Annotated in this window: 21 protein-coding genes and 2 pseudogenes; 12 read left to right on the top strand and 11 right to left on the bottom strand. The window is 40.4% G+C overall.

The window, feature by feature from the left end; all coding sequences use genetic code 11:
- Positions 1 to 115 precede the first annotated feature (115 nt).
- Positions 116 to 325 carry a hypothetical protein gene (locus HWQ44_RS04105; protein WP_292715212.1) on the bottom strand — a complete coding sequence of 70 codons (210 nt, stop codon included), beginning with the start codon at positions 323 to 325 and terminating at the stop codon, positions 116 to 118.
- A gap of 315 nt (positions 326 to 640) precedes the next feature.
- Here HWQ44_RS04105 and HWQ44_RS04100 point away from each other — a divergent pair, with 315 nt between their 5' ends.
- Positions 641 to 1,108, top strand: coding sequence for a tellurite resistance TerB family protein (locus HWQ44_RS04100; RefSeq protein WP_292715210.1), 468 nt, complete (start codon positions 641 to 643; stop codon positions 1,106 to 1,108).
- A 157-nt stretch (positions 1,109 to 1,265) separates the two neighbouring features.
- On the opposite strand, the gene HWQ44_RS04095 is transcribed toward HWQ44_RS04100, so the two are convergent.
- Positions 1,266 to 1,865, bottom strand: a complete 600-nt coding sequence (locus HWQ44_RS04095; RefSeq protein WP_292715214.1) for a hypothetical protein — start codon at positions 1,863 to 1,865, stop codon at positions 1,266 to 1,268.
- 213 nt (positions 1,866 to 2,078) lie between these two features.
- On the opposite strand from HWQ44_RS04095, the gene dacB reads away from it, so the two are divergent.
- Both dacB and HWQ44_RS04085 read left to right on the top strand, forming a co-directional pair.
- A complete protein-coding gene (gene dacB / locus HWQ44_RS04090) occupies positions 2,079 to 3,551 on the top strand; it encodes a D-alanyl-D-alanine carboxypeptidase/D-alanyl-D-alanine-endopeptidase (protein ID WP_292715207.1) in 1,473 nt (490 codons plus the stop codon).
- Positions 3,552 to 3,692: 141 nt separating this feature from the next.
- Positions 3,693 to 4,601, top strand: a complete 909-nt coding sequence (locus tag HWQ44_RS04085) for an LD-carboxypeptidase (protein WP_292715204.1) — start codon at positions 3,693 to 3,695, stop codon at positions 4,599 to 4,601.
- Between the two features lie 26 nt (positions 4,602 to 4,627).
- Here HWQ44_RS04085 and HWQ44_RS04080 read toward each other — a convergent pair whose 3' ends face one another.
- The gene (locus HWQ44_RS04080; protein ID WP_292715201.1) at positions 4,628 to 5,407 is read right to left on the bottom strand and encodes a class I SAM-dependent methyltransferase; all 780 of its coding nucleotides are present in this window, start codon (positions 5,405 to 5,407) and stop codon (positions 4,628 to 4,630) included.
- Between the two features lie 401 nt (positions 5,408 to 5,808).
- On the opposite strand from HWQ44_RS04080, the gene HWQ44_RS04075 reads away from it, so the two are divergent.
- From HWQ44_RS04075 to HWQ44_RS04060, 4 genes are all read left to right on the top strand, one after another.
- On the top strand, positions 5,809 to 6,915 hold the full coding sequence (locus tag HWQ44_RS04075) for a methyltransferase domain-containing protein (RefSeq protein ID WP_292715198.1): 1,107 nt from the start codon (positions 5,809 to 5,811) through the stop codon (positions 6,913 to 6,915).
- 32 nt (positions 6,916 to 6,947) lie between these two features.
- Positions 6,948 to 7,916 (top strand): glycosyltransferase, encoded by a 969-nt coding sequence (locus HWQ44_RS04070; protein ID WP_292715196.1) that lies wholly within the window; start codon positions 6,948 to 6,950, stop codon positions 7,914 to 7,916.
- Between the two features lie 121 nt (positions 7,917 to 8,037).
- Positions 8,038 to 8,691 carry a glycosyltransferase family A protein gene (locus HWQ44_RS04065; RefSeq protein WP_292715193.1) on the top strand — a complete coding sequence of 218 codons (654 nt, stop codon included), beginning with the start codon at positions 8,038 to 8,040 and terminating at the stop codon, positions 8,689 to 8,691.
- Between the two features lie 18 nt (positions 8,692 to 8,709).
- Positions 8,710 to 10,029 carry an ABC transporter substrate-binding protein gene (locus tag HWQ44_RS04060; RefSeq protein WP_292715190.1) on the top strand — a complete coding sequence of 440 codons (1,320 nt, stop codon included), beginning with the start codon at positions 8,710 to 8,712 and terminating at the stop codon, positions 10,027 to 10,029.
- Between the two features lie 96 nt (positions 10,030 to 10,125).
- On the opposite strand, the gene HWQ44_RS04055 is transcribed toward HWQ44_RS04060, so the two are convergent.
- Positions 10,126 to 10,863 carry a hypothetical protein gene (locus HWQ44_RS04055; RefSeq protein ID WP_292715187.1) on the bottom strand — a complete coding sequence of 246 codons (738 nt, stop codon included), beginning with the start codon at positions 10,861 to 10,863 and terminating at the stop codon, positions 10,126 to 10,128.
- Positions 10,864 to 11,511: 648 nt separating this feature from the next.
- On the opposite strand from HWQ44_RS04055, the gene HWQ44_RS04050 reads away from it, so the two are divergent.
- Positions 11,512 to 12,198 (top strand): PEP-CTERM sorting domain-containing protein, encoded by a 687-nt coding sequence (locus tag HWQ44_RS04050; protein WP_292715184.1) that lies wholly within the window; start codon positions 11,512 to 11,514, stop codon positions 12,196 to 12,198.
- 282 nt (positions 12,199 to 12,480) lie between these two features.
- Here the strand turns inward: HWQ44_RS04050 and HWQ44_RS04045 are convergent.
- Positions 12,481 to 13,795, bottom strand: a pseudogene (locus HWQ44_RS04045) (NF041680 family putative transposase).
- A 378-nt stretch (positions 13,796 to 14,173) separates the two neighbouring features.
- On the opposite strand from HWQ44_RS04045, the pseudogene HWQ44_RS04040 reads away from it, so the two are divergent.
- The 4 genes and pseudogenes from HWQ44_RS04040 to HWQ44_RS04025 all read left to right on the top strand — a co-directional run.
- A pseudogene (locus HWQ44_RS04040) lies at positions 14,174 to 15,210 on the top strand (IS630 family transposase); the annotation flags it as partial.
- 497 nt (positions 15,211 to 15,707) lie between these two features.
- Positions 15,708 to 16,769: a uroporphyrinogen decarboxylase gene (hemE, locus tag HWQ44_RS04035; RefSeq protein ID WP_292715181.1), complete on the top strand. Its 1,062-nt coding sequence runs from the start codon at positions 15,708 to 15,710 to the stop codon at positions 16,767 to 16,769.
- 181 nt (positions 16,770 to 16,950) lie between these two features.
- The gene (locus HWQ44_RS04030) at positions 16,951 to 17,916 is read left to right on the top strand and encodes an NAD(P)-dependent oxidoreductase (RefSeq protein ID WP_292715177.1); all 966 of its coding nucleotides are present in this window, start codon (positions 16,951 to 16,953) and stop codon (positions 17,914 to 17,916) included.
- A 264-nt stretch (positions 17,917 to 18,180) separates the two neighbouring features.
- Complete coding sequence (locus tag HWQ44_RS04025; RefSeq protein ID WP_292715174.1) at positions 18,181 to 19,779, top strand: B12-binding domain-containing radical SAM protein; 1,599 nt, start codon at positions 18,181 to 18,183, stop codon at positions 19,777 to 19,779.
- 87 nt (positions 19,780 to 19,866) lie between these two features.
- Here HWQ44_RS04025 and HWQ44_RS04020 read toward each other — a convergent pair whose 3' ends face one another.
- The 6 genes from HWQ44_RS04020 to HWQ44_RS03995 form a co-directional block, all read right to left on the bottom strand.
- Positions 19,867 to 20,709: a 2-isopropylmalate synthase gene (locus HWQ44_RS04020; protein WP_292715171.1), complete on the bottom strand. Its 843-nt coding sequence runs from the start codon at positions 20,707 to 20,709 to the stop codon at positions 19,867 to 19,869.
- Positions 20,710 to 20,871: 162 nt separating this feature from the next.
- The gene (locus tag HWQ44_RS04015; protein WP_292715168.1) at positions 20,872 to 22,932 is read right to left on the bottom strand and encodes a ribonuclease catalytic domain-containing protein; all 2,061 of its coding nucleotides are present in this window, start codon (positions 22,930 to 22,932) and stop codon (positions 20,872 to 20,874) included.
- Between the two features lie 150 nt (positions 22,933 to 23,082).
- On the bottom strand, positions 23,083 to 23,298 hold the full coding sequence (gene rpsR / locus HWQ44_RS04010) for a 30S ribosomal protein S18 (RefSeq protein WP_012411240.1): 216 nt from the start codon (positions 23,296 to 23,298) through the stop codon (positions 23,083 to 23,085).
- Between the two features lie 2 nt (positions 23,299 to 23,300).
- Positions 23,301 to 23,495, bottom strand: a complete 195-nt coding sequence (gene rpmG, locus HWQ44_RS04005; RefSeq protein ID WP_094333178.1) for a 50S ribosomal protein L33 — start codon at positions 23,493 to 23,495, stop codon at positions 23,301 to 23,303.
- A 43-nt stretch (positions 23,496 to 23,538) separates the two neighbouring features.
- Positions 23,539 to 24,096 carry an RDD family protein gene (locus HWQ44_RS04000; RefSeq protein ID WP_292715162.1) on the bottom strand — a complete coding sequence of 186 codons (558 nt, stop codon included), beginning with the start codon at positions 24,094 to 24,096 and terminating at the stop codon, positions 23,539 to 23,541.
- On the bottom strand, positions 24,093 to 24,230 hold the full coding sequence (locus tag HWQ44_RS03995) for a hypothetical protein (RefSeq protein WP_292715159.1): 138 nt from the start codon (positions 24,228 to 24,230) through the stop codon (positions 24,093 to 24,095). Before HWQ44_RS03995 ends, HWQ44_RS04000 begins: the two co-directional genes overlap by 4 nt.
- Positions 24,231 to 24,243 lie beyond the last annotated feature (13 nt).

Below are 24,243 nucleotides of genomic sequence, written 5' to 3'. Positions count from 1 at the left end.
ACAGAGTTTGATCTTGCTCACGAGTTAGAAATACTCTTAAACGAGCGCCCATATATAAGTCACCTCATGTCGATGCATTCTCTGTATTTACTTATCTTTACATAGTCTGGTTTTTTTATGCCCACCTACTTAAATCATCTAAAATTGGCTGCGATTTAGTAATAGAAATATTATATTTAGGAGCAAGTAAATTTACAGCTTTAGCTAAATCCCCACCAGATGCTTCTATGATTTTAATTGCATAGAGAGCATCATCTAACCCTGTAAATTTATCCCGATATTCGGCGATTTCTTCAGAAGTAAGGATGATAGAGTTAATAGTCATGTTTTTTAATGATTCTCACGGTTTTCCCAAATTACCATAATTCTGCTTGCAGTTGAGTTTAATACAGACCCCAACCCCTTCCCTACCTCTCCTTTTAGGCTACGGTGGCGTACACAAGTACTAAAAACCTCGATCGCTCAAAGCAACTTAACCGTTTTTATACGCAGAGTAATATATTCTCTGCGTATTTTTTATGAAAAAAAGATTCATCGCAATGTATATTTCTGCATTATTTTGGGAATCATAAATCGAGGAAGCATGATAAACCGCAAAAGATGACTTCCTGAAATATCACGTAACTTTTAGAGGATAATTATGTCTAAACGCAAATTGCCCAAAGGCCGTAGTATTAGTTCAGTTGCTCTAGAACCAGAAGTTGCGATCGCAATTCTTGGGTTGTTTTCCGCTGCGGCTGATGGTGAAGGTATTTCTTCCACAGAAGAATATGCTTTAAGCGAATTTCTTGGTCGGGTTGACTTATTTGAAGATTACTCTGAAGAAGACTTTGAAGAATTGACCGAAAAAGTCGTCAGCTTGATTGAAGAAGAAGAACCAGAAGATTTAATAGCCCAATCCATCGAATCCTTACCTAATAAAGGTTATCGCGAAGCTGCATATATTACAGCTATCTTAGTAGTAGGGATTGACGAAGAAGTACCCGAAGCAGAACAAGATTATATCTCTGAACTTCAAGAAGCCTTAAATATTTCAGACGAACGCGCACAAGAACTTATAGACGCAGTGTTCGGAGAGGAAGAAGAGGAAGAGGAAGAGGAGGAGTAATCTTTTTTGAATTGCAACCTCAGTCATCTATCATCATTACTTTGGGGTTGCTAATTTAGAGGATGAAATAATTTTGTTTGAGTTAAGTTATTCAGATTCCCAACTTCATGAAGAAGTTGGGAATCTTGCACTTGATCAAAATTAATCCGATAAAGTACTAATTAGAAATTGGTACATTTTTAAATGCGGCTGTATCTGGCACAAAAATGTCCAAATTATTGATACCATCGGGAACTCTTAGCCAGATATAAGCATCTGCGGAGGCTTGGGGACGTACTTGGAACAAAGAAACGCTTCCTGTTGAGCGATTAAGAGCAACTCCTTTGTAAGTTACGCTAGTCTCAGGATTGCGGGCTGTTGTAGTAGCAACCGATATAACATCGCTAGCAACAACTCCGTCTGTGGCAAGGCGACGAATCCGCATTTGCAGATTTACCACATCACGGTTTCCAGTTTCTGGATCTTTAATTCGTTTTGCTGAAAGTAACTCAACTTCTGCCTTTTTGCCAAAAGCAGGCTGCACAAATTGACCAGGGCTAATTGCTGAAGTTGTAGCACTAGCAGGAGATGGTGAGGCCGTTGCTTGTGGAGAAGTTGTAGCTGTAGGACTTGGGACTTGAGTAGGAATGGTGCTGCTGGCTGTATTAGTAGCATTTAGTGTCTGCCGCAACGTGAAAACTTCATAAGCTACATAGCCGCTACATCCCAAAGCCAAAGTAGAGAGTAATACAGCTACACCAGATAAAAATGTACTCACACCATTGCCTCGATTTCGTATTTCTGTATATGCAGGTTGACCTAGGTTTCTATTTTGTAGTCCCATAAATTGTGTTTGTGCAATCGCCTATGTATGAAACATGTGAACATCTTCCTTATACTAATTAAGTAACTTTACTGAGCCAAGTCTTCTCTCTCCGGAAAGAAATTGTTCGCAAGGTAAAAATATCTGTCTTTGGGATAAGGAAAATTGGTGAGACTTAAGACTTTAAATCAACCACTGGGTATTTTGTTAATATTTTTGACTAGCCAAATAGGACTTAGTTCTAGAGTTGTAAAAGCACAAACCCCAGTTGCACCAACAACTACCACAAAATCAATTTGCTCTAGCCAACTAGGAACAGCTATAGATGCTGTAATCAATCGTCCCTTATTTAGTCGGGGGCGCTGGGGAATTTTGATACAACCTCTGTCAACGGGGCCAACTCTTTACAGTCGAGATGCTCAAAAATATTTTACTCCTGCGTCTAACCTCAAATTGCTGACAACAGCAGCAGCGTTGCAGGAATTAGGTGCTAATTTTCGGATTCGCACCTCTATTTATCAAAATAGCAATGGTGTTTTACGTGTTGTTGGCAGGGGAGATCCTAGCTTAAGTGATACTGAACTGCAAAAATTGGCACAGCAGTTAAAACAGAAAGGTATTACTCAAATTCAGCAGTTGAGTGCTGATGATAGTTATATTCAAGGTGATATTGTTAACCCCACCTGGCAATGGGAAGATGTGCAATCAAGTGATGGCGTACCAGTCAGCAGCTTTATTCTGAATAAAAATATTTTTAGCTTCAAACTTGTACCACAGGCTGTAGGTAAATCTTTGCAAGTGGTATGGATTGATCCTGGTGAAGCAAAACAGTGGCGGATAATTAATCAGTCAGTAACCGTTCCTCAAAATCAACCGAGCTATGTCAATGTCACCCGCGAATTATCAGGAACAGTATTACGAATTCAAGGACAACTAACAACGAATTCTGAAGAATCTTTAATAGATTTGCCTGTAGTCGATCCTAATTATTACTTCTTACGACGTTTTCGTACTGCTTTAGCAACAAAAAAGATTACTTTGGGACAGACATTAGTAGTAAATGGTGGTGTGAATCAACAGGAAATAGCATTTGTAGAGTCGCCACCTTTAGCCGAATTATTAGCAGAAACTAATTTAAATAGTAATAATCTTTATGCTGAAGCATTGCTGAGAGCATTAGCTGTGAAAAAAACCAGACTGAAAAATCAGACTAGTGCTGATGTTGGTTTAGAAGTTGTCAAAGCAAGTTTAACTAAATTGGGGGTCGATCCAGCTAATTACATTTTAGTGGATGGTTCAGGTTTATCACGTCGTGACTTAGTAACACCAGAAGCTTTTGTCCAAACTCTGCAGGGAATGGCAAAAACCTCAACTGCATATATATATCGTGCATCTTTACCCGTGGCTGGTAAAAGTGGAACTCTGAAAGGCCGCTTTCAAGGTACACCTGCTGAGGGCATCGTGCAAGCAAAAACAGGGACGTTAACGGGTGTAGTTTCTCTATCTGGATATATGAATGCACCGAAGTATGAGCCGCTGGTTTTTAGTATTATCGTCAATCAGTCGGATCAGTCTGCAACAGTTGTGCGGCAGGCAATTGATGAGGTTGTTGTATTGTTGACACAGTTGCAGCATTGTTAATATTTACCTGGGCGACTAGAAGCCGCGGCTATACAGACAAAACCTGCCTAGCCTGCGGCAACGCCAAGGGCGAACGCAGGTTAGCAAACCTTTGATTTTGCGCCCAATACGTTTAAAACTTTTCACTCCTAATTTGTTTTCATGCCAGCCAAAATCTTACCACCGCCCCTAAAACCTGGAGACTTAGTACGAGTAATTGCCCCTAGTGGTGCTTTGCGAGAATTTGAGGAATTTAAACAGAGTCTAGAAATTTGGCGATCGCGTGGCTACAAACTAGAAACCAGTCCCCAGATAGATGACAAATGGGGTTATCTAGCAGGAACAGACGAAACCCGTCGTCAACAGCTAGCAGCAGCATGGCAAGATCCTGATTGTCGGGGTATTCTCTGTGCCAGAGGTGGTTTTGGCAGCACCCGCATCTTAGAAGATTGGAATTGGCCAAACTCAGGGCTTCCCAAGTGGCTTATAGGCTTTTCTGATATCACAGCTTTATTATGGAGCCTTTATACAGCAGGAATTTCCGGCGTTCACGGCCCTGTAATGACAACTTTGGCAGATGAATCAGATTGGTCTATTAAGCGATTATTCGATTGGGTAGAAGGTGGTTCTTTCACCCCTCTCAAAGGTTGCGGTTGGGGTGGTGGTGTGGTTACTGGTACTTTATTACCAGGTAATCTCACGGTGGCTACTCACCTTTTGGGTACACCAATCCTGCCACATCTTGATGGTGTAATTCTGGCCTTCGAGGATGTTACGGAAGCACCTTATCGAATTGACAGGATGCTGACACAGTGGCGCTTGAGTGGTGTTTTGTCTCAAGTCTGCGGTATTGCCTTGGGGGGGTTTACTCGCTGTGAAGCGCCACCAACTATATCTAGTTTTAGTGTAGAAGAAGTATTGCGCGATCGCTTAGGCGATTTGGGGATTCCCATTGTCTCCGATTTGCCTTTTGGTCATGATAGTCCCAATGCGGCATTACCAGTGGGTGTAGAGGTAAGTTTAGATGGGGATGCGGGAATATTAGCGATCGCGCATCCCTATATAAGTTAAAATTAGATCCGCTTCTGGTTAAACAGTCATAATCCACTCACAGAATAATCTTTTAAATGCCCTGGTAAATTCCAATTAATTTTCGGATCTGGCTGATGTTTTACTGGCTCAACATTCCCTCGCCAAGCAGCCCCCATAATTTGCATAGTTTGGTAAATGATTGTATTCCAACCTTTTTCCTTTAAATAGTCTAAGCCTTGTGCTACATCAGGGGAAGTTAAATCATGGAACAAAATTAAAGCATCGTCCTCTGCCAATGGTTCACAAATAATCGTATCATTGAGCGGAGCCGATGCTTCATGATCGCCATCAATGAAAATCAATGACCACTTGCGTTGTAATTGTTTAGCTAACTCCTCTACCTTTTGTGGGCTATAACCAGCGACTAAATTAACAGAGTCGATAACACCAGCAAGTCGTAGGGAACTACTTACACTTTCATAAACATCTTCTCTGGCTAAAACAGGATCAATTACATCTAATTCCACTCCACCTAATGCCAAATGACAGGCAGACCAACCTCGCAAACAACCAATTTCTAAAGCTTTTTTCCCGGCGAATTTAAGTGCCGTATTATATAAAACATGTGTTTCATCTCGATTGAGGAACCCTATAAATGGCTCATCTTTATCCACATACCAGTTATGGGGAATTTCTCGACGTAAATAAGACCAATAACAATTATTGATGTCTCCAATAATCATATTGGGGAAAGATGAATCAGGATGAACTACCTCAAATTCGGGTGAAATATAGTCCCAACTAGACAATGAGATATTTGGAACAACTTCATTAATTTTTGTCATTATTTCTTTTTCTCCAAAGATTCATTTTGTCCTAATTTTGTTAGCTTTACCAATTAAATTACGTAATTGCAGGATTAACAGTAACACACTATGGTTCAATAGTTAATACTGAGATCAAGTCAAATCCCAGCAAAAGGTAATCGTCTCTAATGCTACCTTGCGGTAATTATAGACATCTAGGCATGGGTAGAAAGTAAAAAGTAAGGCGATGCCTATGGTGGCAAGCTACGCAGGGCTTTTACTAAATTTTAATCCCCGCACCAAGCTGTATTATATTTACTGTAGAGAAAGAGAAAATCTTCTTTGCATAATCTATGAACTGTCAGTATAGATAAATTCCAAAATAGCTTATAATGCCTAAGTCATCCTCCTTATTAAAATTTTTCGAGTTATTTACTTGTATGCCTAAACAATATGTACCTAACGTATTCTTAAAAATTGAAGATTCACAGTTATATGCAATTTTTGCTTGGAGTCAGCGAACAGCAGAAATTGTTCCGTCAAAATCGTGGCTGACAATACTAGAAATATTCGTTCACGAACATTCAATAGAGAGTGCTTACCAAATATTTCAAAAAGTTAAATACGCTTCCATAGCAGATAAGATAATTCAGGAATTAGATGAATATGAACAACTTCTTCAAGATGCTATAGTTTTTTTAGCAGATGGTAGCCTGACAATTTTTGGTAAAGGCTTTCGGAGTTTTATCGAAAAGGAAATGCAATTTGAACTTGGTTCATTAAGTAGAGAAACTTACCAAGTCTTGCCACAATTATTTTCTAAATATAAATTAGAAGATGACCTAGAATCTATTGAAAATATAGAAGACTTTCGGAAATTAGTAGAACGCCTAGAAAATCTTGGTTTCCTATCTCCTGCAACAGGTTCAATAGATTGGGGTGATTTGAAAAAAACAGTTCCCATTTGTCAAGCATTTGGATTGACAAGAGGAAAACCTGTCGATAGATACTATCTGAGCAAATTTCTTCAGGAAATTCAAACCCAAATTGGTGGCAATATCTTGGAAATAGGAGGAATACCAAAAGATAAAGATTTTTATCAAATTAATCCAGGCGCATCATATCAGATTCTCAACTTAGAAGCAGGCCCAGGAGTAGATATAGTTGGGGATGCTCACGATGTATCCGTTATCAAACCAGAATCTCTTGATTCAGTGATAATTTTTAACGTCTTAGAACACTGTTATGCACCGTGGGTAGTGGTGGAAAATATTTACACTTGGCTAAAACCTGGTGGTAAATGTTTTGCAATGGTGCCAAGTGCGATTAGAGTTCATGCTACTCCTGTTGATTATTGGCGTCCTTTGCCTGATGCTTTCGCCTGGATGTTTAGAAACTTCTCACAACAGAAGTTGTATGTCTATGGCAATCCTACCACTGTAATAGCTAGTTATCACGGAATAGCCGTAGAAGAACTAACATCTAAAGAACTAGACGCTTACCATCCAGATTATCCCGTCGCAACTTGTATTTTGGCTGAAAAGTAAATCTAAAAGTGTGAGGAGAAATTAAATTATTTATGAAAATTGCTCTTGTCGCTTGGGGGTATATTCCTGAATCCCCCTTATCACATTCTGTTTTAACTGTGATAAATGAATACAAAAATTTTTTAGATAAAATTGGACATCAAGCCGATATCATAAACGAGAAAGATGTTAACGAAGTCATAAAATATATTAATAATAATAATTATGATTTTGTGCATTTACACGCCTACAGTTTTGTGAGCGAATTTAATCGAAATCTTAAACAGAAGTATTGTTTTACCTGTCATGATGGTTATTTGTTTAAAACAGATAAATGGAATGAAGAATTTAGAGAAGCATATCAACATTATTTTAATGCACCCGGAATAATTGCTCTTTCTCATTTTACAAAAGATTTTTTACTGAAAGCAGGATATTCTGGATACATATCAGTGCAAGTGAATGGTATTGATACTCAGAAAGTAAATTTTCAAGCTAAAGGGAATAATAAAGCTATTTGTTTAGGTTGGATTCAACCAAGAAAACAGCAGAAATTACTGGCAAAAATCATAGATGGAAAGATTGGAATAGATTTTGTTGGCCCTCTAGATGATCCTGATTTTGTTGAAGGAACAACGACAAAACATTTAGGTGTATGGAGTTTAGAACAAGTTTATTCCAGGCTCACAGAGTATAGCTGTTTAGTTTTAATTAGTGAAGGAGAAGTTGCACCACTCGTAGTATTAGAAGCAATGGCAGCAGGTTTATGTATCGTTGTTTCTGAATCTGCTAGCGCCAATTTACATCACAAAGAATTCATTAGAATTTTGCCAGACAATATTTTAACTGATACCACACTAGAAGCTCAAAAAATTGTTACGGATACAATTAGCGAGATAATTGAGAAAAACCAATATTATCGCCCACAAATTTTAGAATATGTCCGAGAAAACTTTGATTATAGTCGGCTAATTTATAATTATAATGATATAATGCACGAATTTATAAAATTACACAGTTAATTAATTAGAGTATTAACAATTTTGTTATGTAAGACTAGCTTAGTATTCTCCTCCTAAATAATCATAAATTCTTCTTTTACTATTTAGATTTTTGTGTGAACTATACGATGATGATTTAACAATGGAAACTGTAGTTTTTGATTTCAATCATGAAATATCAATTATCCTCTGTACCTACAATCGAGCAAAATATCTAAACAATTGCATTGATAGTGTCATTGCTCAAAGTTTTAAAGATTGGGAACTGATTATAGTTGATGACGGCAGCCAAGATAATACTTTTGAAATTGTCAATCCTTATATTCAAAAGTTTCAAAATATCCGGTATTCAAAACATCAAAATAGGAAGCTATGGTATGCTAAAAATGTTGGCATACAGGCATCTTTCGGCAAATATATAACATTCTTAGATAGCGATGACGCGTACAAAGTCAATCACCTGGATGCGCGAATTGAATATATGAAAGCTAATCCAGAAATTGATTTGATTGAAGGTGGATTTGCAGCCGAAGAAGAGATTTTGGTTGCAGATTATTTCCAACCAGGTAAAAAAATTAATCTCCGAGAATGTGTTTTAGGCCCAACATTTTTTGGGAAAAGACAGGTATTTTTTGAGGTGAAAGGGTTTAATCATATTGCTTATGGAGAGGATACAGACTTTTGGTATCGGGCAGCAAAAATCTTCAAAACCGAAAAAATAACCGAACCCCAAACCTATATTTACACAAGAGCAGAAACTAGTATTACCAAAAGTGTTTTGGAAAATATTTCTTAATCTGATTAATTACTTGGCATGAAAATTATCCTTTTTCTATCCCAAATAAGCTATTATTTTCGTCGGGTCATTGCTTCTGTTTGGCAGATGTTACTTATAGGAATTGTCCTAAGTTCGTTTCTTATATTTTTATCTGGTTGTCAGGGATTAGCACAGAAGGATGATGGAGTCATTCATTTGACCTTATGGCAAGCAATCAATCCCCCTGCTAATCGAGATGTGTTTGAAAAACTGGTAGACAAATTTAATCAGACTCATTCTGATGTTCAGGTAGAATCTGTCTTCTTAGCTCAACCCCAATTGCCAAAAATATTAACCGCAGTTGTGGGTAATGTGCCTCCAGATATCCTGGCATTTTATCCGCAAATTACAGGTCAGTTGGCAGATTTAAGGGCAATTATACCTTTAGAAGATTGGCTGGATAAATTGCCCCTAAAGTCAGAAATCACCCCTAACCTACTTGAAGAATTGCAATTAGATGGTCATCTTTGGTCAGCGCCATTATATACAAGTAACATCGGTATTTTTTACAGACCTAAGCTTTTTGAAGCTGCGGGAATTACGCAAACGCCCAAGACTTGGGAAGAATTGAGGGAAGTTGCCAAAAAATTAACCATAGACAGCAATGGCGACAACCGACCAGAACAGTACGGAATTGTACTGCCTTTAGGGAAGGGAGAATGGACTGTTTTTAGCTGGTTCCCTTTTTTGTTGAGCGCTGGGGGAGAAGTACTGACAAATAACCGACCAGATTTAACAAATGCTGGAGCGCTGAAAGCCTTACAATTTTGGCAAGAGCTATTAAAAGATGGTTCAGCAACGCTTTCTTCTCCAGAACGAGGTTATGAAGAAGATGCTTTTTTAGCGGGTCGCGTTGCGATGCAAATTACGGGCCCTTGGACTTATATCACTAAATCTAAAGTTGATTATGACGCATTTCCCATACCTGCAAATGTTGGTCAAGCTACGGTGACAGGTGGTGGAAATCTATATGTGATGAAGACCATACCAGCTAGAGAGCAAGCTGCACTCAAGTTTTTAGAGTATGTTTTGAGTGAAGAATTCCAAAAAGAATGGAGTATCGGCACCGGTTTTTTACCAGTTAACCTTAAAGCTGCTCAAAGTGAAGCTTATCAACAATTCATCAACCAAAAACCTTGGTTAAAAGTATTTATGGAACAAATTCCTCTGGCTGGCGCTCGACCGATTATTGCTGGATATAGTCGTCTTTCTGACAGTCTTGGTCGAGCTATAGAGGCTACATTGCTAGGTGAGTCTCCCGAAAAAGCGCTCAAGACAGCACAAGAGCGTTTAGAAATTATTTGGGATAGCAATTAATAATTCGTAATTCGTAATTCGTAAGGTTTTTTGTTTTCCAGAACTAAAGTTTGTTGCTCTAAAAACAGAATTAATTAGAAATTACGAATTATTTGGTTATGCAGAAACTTCAGTTTTGCGATTTACATTTCTTTTCAATGTACATAAACCAATTGCTGGTATAGCTCCTAGAATCACTGCTGTAAGTCCTTGTCCAGTCCAATATAATATGGGAGTTCGGTAGGTTTCTGGAATCAAATTTTGTATAAGGAAAAGCAACCAAACCAAAATAGTAATTAATAAAAAAGAGATTGAGGGTAAAAAATTCCACCACCAGATGCCTGCTGTATATCGCCTCAATACCAGCCATTGGCAAATACCTAGCCAAATTCCAGAAATTATATATGCGATCGCAGACAAAAATCCAAAAATCAAAGTATCTTCAGGAGATGATAAAACAATGGTTGAAATGTAGTTAATCCAGGCTGTAGAAACACCGTTGGCAATCAGCCAACCAACGCTAGTAGCAAATAACCACTGCCAACCTGGTAAATACCGATAAAGGACAAGGCTCTGGTCAGCAGCAAAAATTATGGCAAATATAACATTACTGAGACTTCTGACCAAAATGCTCCATGTTTGTGGTTGAGTAGCAACGCTAGGTGAGAGACTTTGGAGAATAATTTTCTCTAAGGCGATACTGGCAACACCACCGACAACCCATCCGATGAGCGTCATTAAGGTAAACTGAATAAAGAACCTCTGTCGCTGCGATCGCGGAATCAAAAATTTTCCTGGGTTAGGCTCGTTATTAGCAGATGCAACACGATCAGGACTGTTAGAGTCAGTTTCCATAGGAAGTTAGGGGAGTGAGGGAATAGGGATATCAGGGAGATCGGGGAGCAGGGGGAGAATAACTAATGCCCAATGCCCAATCCTCAATTAAATATTGATTCTTGTTTTACCCTATTTCTCACTCGCCAGTCCCTATTTTGCATCCCCCACTCCCCAAGGTGGACATTTTATGTCAATAACAGCAGTCTATTATCAATAGAGTCCAAATTAATCTCATTAACTTATACCGATTGCTAAAGGTTTAGGGGTAGCCCGTCGTAGACATCGCTTTGAGTCTTGGAAACTAAACAAAACGAGAAATAGTGATTTTTTTGTTGCTTCTTAACCTTGCTTGCGATCAAGAGTAATTTAGATGCCTTTGTGCTGCTTACTAAAATTGCACCAGCACCTTCATTTAATCTTTAAAGATATTTTAGTATATACACCGTATCTTTTGCGAGTTATAAAAATCAAAATAGGATTACAAAGCATCAAGATAAACTTACATCTTCGAGCTTGTTGTACCCAACAAAAATCATATTTAAAGACCTAATAATCTTTGTGATTTTCTTCTAGGTTGTTGGAGTCAGGAAACCAGGTTTTTACAGCTAGGTTTCAAGAAAAGTTCAGTCTTAATTCTCTTTGTGTTCTTTGAGGTTTATAACTATAATGCTGCAAAAATTATCCTTGGCTCTACTGGGAACAACTGCTGTGATCATGAGCGCAAATCCAGCTAGTGCCGTAACTCTGCAAGTCAACAGTGGCCCGTTTTCTAGCTATGCTGATGCCAAAACTGTTACCTTTGACGATGGCACAGCAAATGATCCTAATGGATTTGTTACTTACTCTAATATTACTAGTAACATTGTTCAAGGTAGCGTATCTAGTCAATACGCCTCACCTTATGGAGATAACACCAAATTTCTCACAATTGCTCCGTCAGGTAGTAATGTTGCAGGCGACAGTGGTTTTGTCAATATTAACTTCAAAGAATCTGTTAATTACTTCGGTTTTTATGCAGGTTCATTGGATGATTACAACTATGTTGACATTTACAAAGGTAATCAGTTGTTAAAGACTTTTAGTGGTGCAGATGTGCCAACTGCTATAGCTAATGGTAGTTGGACTAGCTCTCAAGCTAATATGTTTATCAATCTTGTAGCTGATACAGGAGAAACATTTGACCGAGTTGTGATGCGTTCAAATGGTATTGCCTTTGAAACAGATAATCACGCCTATAGACTAGCCCAGAGCGTTCCCGAACCTAATGCGATCTTAGGTGTGTTAGCAATAGGTGCTTGTGGTATGACTTCACTCTTCAAACGCTCACAACATAAAGTGGCAGTGAAAGGATAAATTTATCAGGATACCTGTTGAAAACCCTTAAGGATGTGTCTCTACGTATAGCATAGAGACACATTTGTTATTTGTCATGCAATTTTCCTCATGCGTTCCCTTGATGCAGAAGTGAGAGGTGCATTTCTACGTGTTACTCAAAGTGATGATTTTATGGGATAAGCTAAAAAACTTGAGTTTGGACTAATTGGCATTTAGCAGCAATGAATAGAAAGCAAGAAAAAGTTACCCAACTTCTTTTAGAGGCTGAGTTAAGTTGAATCGTTGAAAAAGAAGCAGAAACTAAGCAGCAGTTAGATCAGCGTTCTTAAGTGATTTTTCGGTTTTAGGTTTTTTAGATGCGTGTTTTTTGACAGTGGGATAACGCTTACGCGAAGGTGGCTGATGCCCTTGGGCACGCCCAGGTGATTTACCGCGAGTTTTAGGGGGTTGAGCAGGAGTGCCAATGGCGGCTAAAATTAGCGGAAAGGCTTGTGCCACACGTCCTGGAGACAGGATATCCTGATTCGATTGCCAAGGCAATGGGGAATCGATGCAGGCAACTCTGGCTAGCCAGAGTTGCCAAGTTAACAGGGGCATCAGGTCACTCCATCGCTCTGCTGCCTGAGTAGAACTAGGTTGAGGTAGTGTCCAATATAACCTCTGCTTGGCAAATCGATACCAATGCTCTAGGGCAAAACGGCGTAGATATTTGTGTCAAATATCCTCTAATGCAGGCATTGTCTGACCCAACCAAGCTAGCCATAAGGTTTGGAATTTACGATTACGTCCTACTGGTTTGATCACCTCGACGCGAATGATTTCCATTGCCCGGTTTGGGGATTGAAGGAAATGAAACCCACTCCAACGCATTACTTTCACTCGACCAACTTTCGGGTCTTCAACTTCTAAAGTTTCAGTTGCCTCTGTCCAAGTTTCAGGGTCATTTAGCTTAAACTTATGACCATGCTTACATGGTGCGCCTCGTCCTTTGTAAGCACTGGGTGTACCCCATACGCATCGGTTAGAAGCTAAACGCAGTAACAGGTCTGCGTCAATCTTCTCCGTTGCTTGGACAAATTTGGCGTTGCCGTAGCCTCGGTCATAAGCGGCAAGTGGTCTTTTGCCTAACTCACGAGTGATTTGTTTTAGTTGGAATGCGGCTTTACTTGCTGGCGTTTCAAAACTGGTAATTCGTTCATGTTTCAATGGTAATGCCCAACTCCCATCCGCCTCTGGTATCCAGGCTAATGTACTGTAACGAAAGTCCGATGCCTATGCTTCCCCTGGAGTCCCCATGAAAAGTTCTTTCTTTTAGTGTCTTCGCTTCTGGTCTTGCCCAAAAGCTATGATCTCCTGCCAGAAATGGCTGTTCATCCGTCTCTACCTCCTGTACCAGCAACTTCATCAGTTTCCTTTTCGGTGGACGACTATCGTGCAGTGCTGCATAAATGCTCGACCATTGCCGTCGAAATACTGGGCTTTGTGACAAGCTTACAAACGATGGGATACTCGGACTTGTTAATACTGCATCCATCAATTCAAATACTGCATCTTTGGCTTTTCCCAAACAATCGTAGATACCTTGGCGGAATTTTTCTAGTTGTGTCAGGATCATCACGTCAATGATTTATTGATTACTTTCATTGACTTTACGGCAGTCAGTGTTACTGCTGACTGCTTTTCTCTCGCTTTTTAGTCCAAACTCCAGTAAAAAAACAATAACTTGTAGCGCTTGCTAGCATTAATGCTGTAGAAAAGCCAACCGAGCGCTCAGATCCAAAATACTTAAAATCCTACTATAGCAATCCTATTTAATTTGCTCTCTACCGAGAGGCTCAGATCCCCGACTTCTCGGAGAAGTCGGGGATCTTTTTGTTCATAACTCATTCAGGATTGCTATAGGAATCATATTTGATTTCTGAAAAAACTACGAGATAATACGGACAGGATATCTGTCTAATAGCTAACAATGATAAACCAGCATCTACAAACCGCGATCGCAGAACTACAAGAATTTATAGATGATTGCCCAGATGCACGTGAGGTGAGGAAAGCGTTGGCAGTCAAATTGGTTTATCAAGGCTACAAGTATGAGGAAATTCAAACAATTTTAGATGTGTCACTGGGTTCGATAACAAGCTGGAAGCAAGCTTATGAGGAAGATGGAATTTCGGGACTGCGCCTGAACCACAAGGGAAAAAAAAGTTACTTAACTGCTCAACAACGAGAAGAAGTCTTAAGTTGGTTGCAAACAAAAGAATGTTGGGAACTTGGTGAACTCGAATATAAATTGGATGCATGAATATGATGTAACTTATGAGTCAAAGCGGAGCTATTATGACTTATTTGAGGCGGCAGGAATTAGTTGGAAGAAAACTACTTCTTTGAATCCAAAAGCTGACGAGGACGCTGTTGCTGCAAAAAAAAAAGAGATTGAAACACTATTGGCAAGGGATCGGCAGGAAATCGAAGAAGGAAAGTTGAGAGTATTGCTGCTTGATGAGTGTCATTTAATGTGGGGAGATTTAAGTGGGTATGTCTGGGGAAAAACTGACCAAGAAATAGCAGTGAGAGTTGTTAATATACGAGACAAACAGACATACTACGGGGCGGTTGACTATCTGGAGGGAAGCTTACTACTAAAAGCGTATAACGCAGGTAACTCAGAAAATACAATTGATTATCTACGTTATTTATTAGATCAGTCCCCCAATCAAAGATTACTTCTTTTTTGGGATGGTGCTTCTTACCATCGTTCACATCTGGTTCAAAACTTTTTAGGAGAGATAAACCAAGGTTTGTCTCCAGAGCAGTGGAAAATTCATTGCGAACGCTAAAGCTCCTAATTGCCCATCACAAAATCCAATTGAGGATATTTGGTTACAAGCTAAAACCTGGGTGCGGCGTTTCTGTGCTTTGATTCCTTCGTTCTCACATCTCAAATGGATGTTTGAGTGGTTTATCCGACACACTACCTTTGATTTTGCGACTCTTCAAATGTACGGAGCTTTTTCAGAAATCAAATATTAGTCCTATATAAGTACGTTATGTTCGTACCAAAAAATTTGCTTGACCACAGCTTTTTTGTAAACTATTTAATTTTTCCGCTTCAATTCTGGCGGTAATTACTGTTTATCAGTATCCGCTGATATCCCTGCAATTGGGGACACTTTGTAAAGAAAGATTGCGAATAATCCCTTATTAATTTACTAACTTACTCAAAATTGATATAGAGCAAATCAAAATTGTGTCCGGTAAAATCGAGCTTTCATCTCAATGACCCTGACATTTGTCCATAAATGGCCTTTTTAAGCATAGGCGTACCTAGTCGTAGACATCGCTTTGAGTCTTGGAAACTAAAGCAAAGGAAAATGTTAATTTTTTCGTTGGTTCTTAATGTTGATTGCGATCAAGAGTAATTTTAGATGCGTTTGCCCTGCTACTCACTTTTTCCTGACAACCTGCTGGAAAAGCGTAATCCCAGAATGATAAGCTAAACAGTGGCATAAAGTAGGATGAAATAATAAATGGGTGTTTCTTTAACAACTCCTCATCTCTTACGGGCTGCTCGTGGTGAAGTAGTAGATCGTCCCCCTGTATGGATGATGCGACAAGCAGGACGATATATGAAAGCATATCGAGATTTGAGAGATAGGTATCCTTCATTTCGCGATCGCTCGGAAATTCCAGATGTAGCAATTGAAGTTTCTTTGCAACCGTGGAAAGCCTTCCAACCAGACGGAGTAATTTTATTTTCTGATATTGTCACCCCATTACCTGGTTTGGGCATTGACATGGATATTGCCGAAGGTAAAGGGCCAATCATTCACTCGCCCCTCCGCACTCAAGAACAAATTGATCGTCTGCATCCTTTAGAACCAGAAGCAGCTCTACCATTTATTAAGACAATTTTGCAAGCGCTGCGCTCAGAAGTAGGCGATAAATCAACGGTGTTGGGCTTTGTGGGTGCGCCGTGGACGTTAGCAGCTTATGCGGTGGAAGGAAAAGGTTCTAAAACCTATTCCATCATCAAAAACATGGCATTCTCAGATCCGGCGATATTGCATCAACTATTAGCTAAATTAGCGGATGCGATTGCGATCTATGCCCGCTATCAAATTGACTCTGGCGCTCAAGTTGTGCAAATGTTCGACTCTTGGGCGGGTCAATTGAGTCCTCAAGATTATGACACCTTTGCTCTCCCCTATCAGCAGAGAGTTTTTCAGCAAGTCAAGCAAACACATCCCGATACACCTTTGATTTTGCTAGTTAGCGGTAGTGCGGGTGTGTTGGAAAGAATGGGACAATCTGGTGCTGATATTGTCAGTGTAGACTGGGCAGTAGATATGGCAGATGCAAGAGCCAGATTGGGTAAACAAATGAAAGTTCAAGGAAATCTTGACCCAGGCGTGTTATTCGGCTCTAAACAGTTTATCCGCGATCGCATTCTCGATACCGTTCGCAAAGCTGGCAATTGGGGTCATATTCTCAATCTCGGTCACGGTGTCTTACCAGAAACTCCAGAAGAAAATGTCGCTTTTTTCTTTGAAACGGCAAAAGAATTGAATCTTGCAGGAGTTAAGAGTTAGGAGTTATGAGTTATGAGTTATGAGTTAGGAGTTATCAGTTATGAGTTATCAGTTGCGAGGTACAGAGTTATTTTTAACTCCTCACCTCTCACTCCTAACTTTATTTTTAACTCCTGATTCGGAACTTTTAACTTTATTCTTAACTCTTTAGTTTTAACTCCTAAATTTTGAAAAATTCTCTATGAGCCAGAAACGGATTTTAGTGACTGGTGCAAGTGGTTGTATAGGTCATTATTTAACAGAAGCCTTAATTAAGGAAACAGATTACGATCTGTATCTACTAGTTAGGAACCCAAGCAAACTGCAAGTTGATACCAAGCTACGTTTAGGTATCAACGTTTTACAAGGTGATATGCAAAATATTCACCAGTTTGCCGATTTGCTATCCACAATTGATACGGCGGTACTCACAGCCACAGCTTGGGGTGGTGACGAGACATTTGATATTAATGTCGTCAAGACTATAGAGTTACTCGAACTGCTAGACCCAGAACGTTGCCAGAAGGTAATTTATTTTTCGACAGCTAGCGTTTTGGATCGCTACAATCAACCATTAAAAGAAGCTGGGGAAATTGGCACAGATTACATCCGTTCTAAATATGAGTGCTTAGATAAAAAAGAAAAATTAGCGATCGCACCCAAAATTACCACAGTATTTCCTACTTTAGTATTGGGTGGTGATGCCAATAAACCCTATTCTCATCTCACCTCTGGCATTCCAGAAGTTACAAAATATATTAATTTAATTCGCTTTTTGGAAGCAGATGGCAGTTTTCACTTTATCCACGGACGAGACATTGCCACTGTAGTGCAATATTTAATTGATCATCCTCCCGAAAACGATCAACCACGTCGGCTTGTTTTAGGTCAAGCACCGTTAACTGCTAATCAAGCAGTGAAAGAAGTTTGTGCTTATCTGGGCAAAAAGATTTACTTTCGCATTCCCATATCTTTAGCATTAGCTAATTTAATTATTGTTCTGTTCCGCATTCAGATGGCCGCTTGGGATCGATTTTGCATGAACTATCGGCATTTTACCTATGAAAAATTCATCAATCCCGATAGTTTCGGCTTGCCAAATTATTGTGCAACCATGAGTGATGTGTTGAAAATTAGCGGTGTTGAAAAGGCTAAAAATTTATTATAATCTGTGACTTTTGACAGCGTTTGGAAAATACTAGCAGAAAATTATCCTAATCTCATAGAGAGGCTCTGGGGTTTTCTTCATTAGCGACTGGCGTCATTGAGTATGGGTGAAGAATGGAAAATTACCTCTTTCCTCTCTGCTCCCCAGTCCCTTGATTTGAGTTAAAAATATCAGTGGTAAAATAAAACAACTTTAATAAAAAGTCAATAACTCTTTATTTTCGTTAGAGTGGGATAACAATCAAAGTGTGAGGATTGATACTACATGCGAATCCTGTTAGTGTATCCGATATTTCCCAAAACCTTTTGGTCTTATGAAAAAATCTTGGAGTTAGTCGATCGCAAGGTTTTACTACCACCTCTAGGTTTAGTAACAGTAGCCGCGATTCTGCCCCAAGAATGGGAATTCAAGCTAGTCGATCGCAACATCCGCCCAGCAACAGAAGCAGAATGGGCATGGGCAGATGTAGTAATCCTCTCTGCGATGATTGTCCAGAAACAAGATTTACTTGAGCAAATCCAGGAAGCAAAAAAACGTGGCAAGCTAGTTGCAGTTGGCGGCCCCTACCCTACTTCTGTACCTCATGAAGTTGAAAATGTTGGCGCAGATTTTCTAATTCTGGATGAAGGGGAAATCACGCTACCCATGTTTATTGAGGCAATTCAACGGGGAGACACATCTGGAACTTTCCGCGCCACAGAAAAACCTGATGTCACAAGCACACCAATACCCCGCTTTGATTTATTAGAATTGAATGCCTATGACATGATGTCGGTGCAGTTTTCGCGTGGGTGTCCCTTCCAGTGCGAATTTTGCGACATTATTGTTCTTTACGGGCGCAAACCGCGCACCAAAACCCCAGCCCAACTTTTAGCAGAGTTAGATTGCCTCTATGAATTGGGTTGGCGGCGGGGTGTGTTCATGGTGGATGACAACTTTATTGGCAATAAGCGAAATGTGAAATTGTTGCTGAAAGAGTTAAAAGTCTGGATGGCAGAACACAAATATCCCTTCCGATTTGACACTGAAGCTTCAATTGACTTAGCACAAGACTCAGAAATGTTGGAGTTGATGGTTGAGTCTGGTTTCTCGGCGGTGTTTTTGGGAATCGAAACGCCGGATGAGGATAGTTTGCAAATGACTAAGAAGTTTCAAAATACTCGCAGTTCCCTAACTGAGGCAGTAGAAACCATCATCAAAGCGGGATTGCGCCCAATGGCTGGGTTTATTATTGGGTTTGATGGCGAAAAAGCAGGTGCAGGCGATCGCATTGTCCGCTTTGCTGAACAAGCAGCAATTCCCTCTACAACCTTTGCTATGTTGCAAGCGTTACCTAATACCGCGCTTTGGCATCGCCTGAAAAAAGAAGGACGACTGCGGGAAAATCAAGATGGCAACATCAATCAAACAACATTGATGAACTTCCTACCCACGCGTCCCCTAGAAGAACTTGCCAGAGAATATATTGAGGCATTTTGTACTTTATACGACCCAGTACAATACTTGGATCGCACCTACCGCTGTTTCTTGATGATGGGTTTGCCTACTTGGAAAGCGCCAGCGAAAATGCCAGAGTGGATTGTTGTAAAAGCGTTGCTGATTGTGATTTGGCGACAAGGTATCAAACGGGAAACCCGCTGGAAATTCTGGCATCATTTGTTCAGCATTCTCAAGCGTAACCCTGGAGTTATTGAGCATTACATCTCTGCTTGCGCTCACAACGAGCATTTTCTAGAGTATCGCCAAATTGTGCGCGATCAAATTGAAAGTCAGCTAGCTGAATATTTAGCACAAGGTGCAGAAACGCCTTATGTTCTAGTCAAAGAAAAAGCTGAGGAAAAAGCTGAAGCAGTAGTTAGTTAAGGGTGGTAAATTGCAAGCCGCAGATCCCCGATTTCTCAAAGAAATCGGGGATCTTGTTCTCATGAATAATTTAGGATTGTTATATAGCTATTTTGCTTTTTCAATCCCAGTTATGTGAAAAATTAACTCTGCCGCTTTACTCATTAGCGAAGTGTTAATCTCAAGTTGATAATTCTGCTGTTTTAAAACCTCTATCACAACTTGACTAAAATCTGCGTTACCTTTCCTCGCACCCAAACCATTAATTGCACATTCAATTTGCCTCACGCCACAACTTAAAGCAATGAGTGAATTATCTACCGCCATACCCAAATCATCATGACAGTGTACTGAAACGACAACTTCGTTAATATTGGGTACTCGATTAAAAATCATTTGCAGAAGTTGCGAAAACTCTTCTGGTGATGCCAAGCCTAAGCTATCAGGAATACTAACAGTAGTAGCACCGCTCTTGATTGCAGTTTCAATAGATTTACACAAAAAATCTGGCTCACTTCTGGGAGCATCAAAAGCGCTCCATTCTACATCATCACAGTAATTGCGTGCGAGAGAAACACTCTCTTTGATTGTTGCTAATACTTCTTCTTTGCTTAATTTGGACTGATTTTTAAGATTTACCGGAGTATAAGTGTGAATTCTAGCTTTTATCGCTGGTTTAATTGCTTCAGCAAGAGTGATTATTTCATCTGAATTGGAACTAGCTAGCCCACAAATAGTAGAATTTTTAATTATTTTAGAAATATTAAAGACTTCATCAAAATCTTTTTGAGAACTTGCTGGATAACCAACTTCAATAATATCTACTCCCATTTCTTCGAGCAATTGAGAGATAGTAATTTTTTGTTGTAAATTCATTTTTACACCAGGCGTCAATTCTCCATCACGCATGGTGGTATCAAAAATAATTACTTTGTGATTATTTTCTGACATATTGGCTAGAGATAGCGATAGCGATCGCTTACATCAAATACAATCTTAAGGAATATCCTCACTTAAGAAAACTGTCTCTAAATCTAGGCTAAAATAATTCGTAATTGATAATACTAGCCTGTAGCGAGTATTACTAATGACAAATGACAAATGACAAATTAGTTAATTCGTCGCTGTTTGAGCTTCTTGATAAATTATTTCTTGGAACTGGATCATATCTTTTTGTGGATCGGCGTGGCTAACTTTCACCACTATCTGTTCGCCCAAGTTCACAGAACGTTTGAAAGCCATTGGCAACTGCAAGCCCAAATCTTCTAACAAAATTAGGGCTAAGTTGCTGTCTTCTCGCAACCACATCAACACTGTCACATCCCAAGTTTCTTCTGGATGACGGCGTAAATACTCTAAAGCGTAATATCTATTAGTTTGTCGTTCCACCATCGTCACCTCTTGGGTGATGCTGGTGACATTCATCATCACTTCTTTAAGTTGATCTGCGGAAAATGGCAGAACTTCACCCCGCAAATGGGCTTTAATTTGAAAGTGGGTGAGTAAATCACTGTAGCGGCGGATGGGAGAGGTTGCTTGGGTGTAAGTATCCAAGCCCAAACCAGCATGACGCAAAGGCGTAATGCTCATTTCACTCTTGGGCATACAACGACGCATGGCGCAAGCGCGAACAAATCCGGCTGGAAGTAAAAGCAATTCCTCATCTGGAGGTAATTCTGGTTGCGGTTGACCGCGAAAAGGCAAAGGGATGTTATGAGTTTTACCATAACGAGCCGCAACTTCACCGGCAACAATCATCATTTCTGCTACCAGTTGCCGCGATGGGGAATCGTCCAAAATATCAATGTGGATCTCCTCGCCTTTGACTTTGATCGTCGCTTCGGGCATGGTGATGCTAATTGCCCCTTGGGCGTAACGCCAAGCTCTGCGCCGCTGTGCCCAAGTGGCGATCGCAGCAATTTCCGGTTCTGCTTGTACCCGTAATTGCAGCATTTCATCTACATCTTCGTAGGTAAGGCGATAAGTCGGCTTAATTAAGCTGGTATGAATGCTGTAATCTTCTACTACTCCAGTTGTACCTAAAACAATCCCGAAACTCAGGGCGCAACAAACCCTTCCCTGGATCAGACTCATTGGCCCAGTTGCCAATACTTCTGGAAACATGGGAATCATCCCCGTGGGTAAATAGACTGTAGTCCCGCGCTTTCTGGCTTCCAAATCTAATTCATCTTCCGGCACTAACCATCTAGTGGGATCGGCAATATGCACCCAGAGGCGTTCCCGTCCATCCGGCAGTACTTCCCAACTTAGACCATCGTCGATCTCTGTGGTAGTTTCATCATCTATGGTGTACACCTTCAAGTGAGTCAGATCAAGGCGGTGTGTATCTGAGTCAATCGGCGGGAAATCCAAACGCTGTTGCGCCACTTCTAATACCTTATGAGGAAATTGAATCGGAATTGAAGAACGACGCAGGAACAAGTTTTCATAAGGACTCCAGTAACCCAAATCTACCAATAGTTGAAAGGCTCCTTGGGGTGTTGTGGGCCGTCCCAGCATAGTCATAGTTTCTAATACTGGAGCGCTGGGCGGATAAGCACGAGCCAATGAGTCATAATTAACCCCTGTCCGCACGGTGTCAGCTATCAGCGCTGCATATTTTTCTAGTCCTTCTAAGCGTTGGCGATCGTGCCGCCCCCACTCTACTGCTTCACCTTTGAGCGCCTGCTGTACACGAGTTAAAAATTCCTGCTGTCCTTTAGCTTTTAGTGCCTCTACTTCCAGTTGGTGTTTGCGTTCTCCCACTTGAGCAGCAGTTCTCGGCTCGTAAGCGTCTCCTTTCTGCTTGAAATAAAGTTTGTCGTCTGATAACAAGCAATAGGCGGCGTAACAAGGAGGAGCGGCTGATTCCGAAAATAGCAGATTCGCCATTTGGTCTGGGGTAACTGTTTCCCCATCTTCAACCAGTAATTCCCAAGCTACTTCTAAGCTAGATGGGTCTAAATAAGGCTTGATCTGCTCCAAAAAGCTGGCAATCTCAGAGGGCTTGTAAGTCTGTCCGGTAACTGTATAGGTTATTTGTCTAGGCGCGAGGCTGTGGGATTGACCACGTTCGTCTACCACAAACCAGCGGGTTTTACCGTCTGGACGTTCTACGATGCCCAGACGGCGATCGCCTTGAACCCTAAATTCAACTAGCGTCCCCTTCTCCACAACTCTCGCACTTTAATTTGGTGAACAGTTTAAATAGTTTGAAGTTAGGAGTTAGGAGTTAGAAGTATTTAATTCTTAACTCCTGTACAGACGCGATTAATCACGTCTCTCCTGTACAGACGCGATTAATCGCGCGCGTCTCTCCTCTTTTTAGCCTTCCGCATTGATAAATGGCAACAAGGCCACAATCCGCGAACGTTTAATTGCTAATGTCAACTCTCGCTGTTGCTGAGACGTTAGCCCAGTAATCCGACGTGGTAGTATTTTACCCCGCTCAGTGACAAACTTACGCAATAAATCAACATCTTTATAATCGATTGGTTCTCCTGGTTTGATCGGAGAAAGACGACGACGGAAATAACTCATCTCTATTTAATTTCCTTGTGAACAGTATGTTTGTTGCAGTGGGTGCAGAACTTTTTCAGTTCTAGCCGGTTAGTAGTGTTGCGGCGATTCTTAGTACTGGTATAACGTGAAACACCAGCAGAACGCTTATCTGAATTTGTCCGGCACTCGGTACACTCTAGTGTCACAATAATGCGGGCACCTTTACTCTTAGCCATAATCTTACAAACAGTGAAGCCTGAAGAGAATTAACACAAATGACTATCTTCTCACATTCCGCCGCATATTTTCAACTAATCTTTTGACTTTTATATCGAGCGAGTAGCCACGACGCGACGAAACGATGAAAGTTCCGCAATAGCGATCGTGTAAAGCCTGCCGCATCTGGGTATCAGAGAAGGCAGTCCCACAATCAATTGCTAGGGGAATTATTAGCAGTATAGCAGTGGGATTGGCTCTAATATTACTTAGGGCAATTGACACTAATAAAGCACCCAAGCCGATAATCGCCTCTCGCTTCACCAGTGAAAGCAAATCGGGAATTCTGCCCACCACTTCCCCATCTTCAACTGACAACACCTTTAAATCGAACGCCCAACGCCCTAAACTTTGCCCTTGATTGTTGTATACCACCAGCACCCGCAAAACTAGCCAAAGTATTACAAAAACTAAGATTTCAATAAATTGAATACCGATATCGCTACCTCCCAGTAGGGAACTGACTAACCAGACACCAAGGAAATCAAGTCCCAATGCCATACCTCGCCGCCCAATCTCAGCCTTGGGATAGTGTTTTTGAGGAAGTCGTTCGATAGTCATACAAAATAGGTATTTTTAGTTAGGGGTTGGGAAATAGCGATCGCTCCTGTTTTTAATATTAAGATGATGACTTGGCTAGTTGCTGCGCTGTAAAGGAACAAAAACCAGCCAACAAAAATTTGTACCCCTGCCAACTGCACGACTCAA

The sequence above is a fragment of the Nostoc sp. JL34 genome (assembly GCF_017114945.1).
In the GTDB taxonomy this organism is placed as follows: domain Bacteria; phylum Cyanobacteriota; class Cyanobacteriia; order Cyanobacteriales; family Nostocaceae; genus Nostoc.
Note: the sequence above shows the minus strand (reverse complement) of the source record. Positions and strands in the feature narration are given on the sequence as shown.

What these genes read in the sequence shown, in the direction of transcription:
- HWQ44_RS04105 (WP_292715212.1), bottom strand. Translation starts at nt 325, where the DNA reads ATGACTATTAACTCTATCATCCTTACTTCTGAAGAAATCGCCGAATAT.
- HWQ44_RS04100 (WP_292715210.1), top strand. Translation starts at nt 641, where the DNA reads ATGTCTAAACGCAAATTGCCCAAAGGCCGTAGTATTAGTTCAGTTGCT.
- HWQ44_RS04085 (WP_292715204.1), top strand. Translation starts at nt 3,693, where the DNA reads ATGCCAGCCAAAATCTTACCACCGCCCCTAAAACCTGGAGACTTAGTA.
- HWQ44_RS04080 (WP_292715201.1), bottom strand. Translation starts at nt 5,407, where the DNA reads ATGACAAAAATTAATGAAGTTGTTCCAAATATCTCATTGTCTAGTTGG.
- HWQ44_RS04075 (WP_292715198.1), top strand. Translation starts at nt 5,809, where the DNA reads ATGCCTAAACAATATGTACCTAACGTATTCTTAAAAATTGAAGATTCA.
- HWQ44_RS04070 (WP_292715196.1), top strand. Translation starts at nt 6,948, where the DNA reads ATGAAAATTGCTCTTGTCGCTTGGGGGTATATTCCTGAATCCCCCTTA.
- HWQ44_RS04065 (WP_292715193.1), top strand. Translation starts at nt 8,038, where the DNA reads ATGGAAACTGTAGTTTTTGATTTCAATCATGAAATATCAATTATCCTC.
- HWQ44_RS04060 (WP_292715190.1), top strand. Translation starts at nt 8,710, where the DNA reads ATGAAAATTATCCTTTTTCTATCCCAAATAAGCTATTATTTTCGTCGG.
- HWQ44_RS04055 (WP_292715187.1), bottom strand. Translation starts at nt 10,863, where the DNA reads ATGGAAACTGACTCTAACAGTCCTGATCGTGTTGCATCTGCTAATAAC.
- HWQ44_RS04050 (WP_292715184.1), top strand. Translation starts at nt 11,512, where the DNA reads ATGCTGCAAAAATTATCCTTGGCTCTACTGGGAACAACTGCTGTGATC.
- hemE (WP_292715181.1), top strand. Translation starts at nt 15,708, where the DNA reads ATGGGTGTTTCTTTAACAACTCCTCATCTCTTACGGGCTGCTCGTGGT.
- HWQ44_RS04030 (WP_292715177.1), top strand. Translation starts at nt 16,951, where the DNA reads ATGAGCCAGAAACGGATTTTAGTGACTGGTGCAAGTGGTTGTATAGGT.
- HWQ44_RS04025 (WP_292715174.1), top strand. Translation starts at nt 18,181, where the DNA reads ATGCGAATCCTGTTAGTGTATCCGATATTTCCCAAAACCTTTTGGTCT.
- HWQ44_RS04020 (WP_292715171.1), bottom strand. Translation starts at nt 20,709, where the DNA reads ATGTCAGAAAATAATCACAAAGTAATTATTTTTGATACCACCATGCGT.
- rpsR (WP_012411240.1), bottom strand. Translation starts at nt 23,298, where the DNA reads ATGAGTTATTTCCGTCGTCGTCTTTCTCCGATCAAACCAGGAGAACCA.
- rpmG (WP_094333178.1), bottom strand. Translation starts at nt 23,495, where the DNA reads ATGGCTAAGAGTAAAGGTGCCCGCATTATTGTGACACTAGAGTGTACC.
- HWQ44_RS04000 (WP_292715162.1), bottom strand. Translation starts at nt 24,096, where the DNA reads ATGACTATCGAACGACTTCCTCAAAAACACTATCCCAAGGCTGAGATT.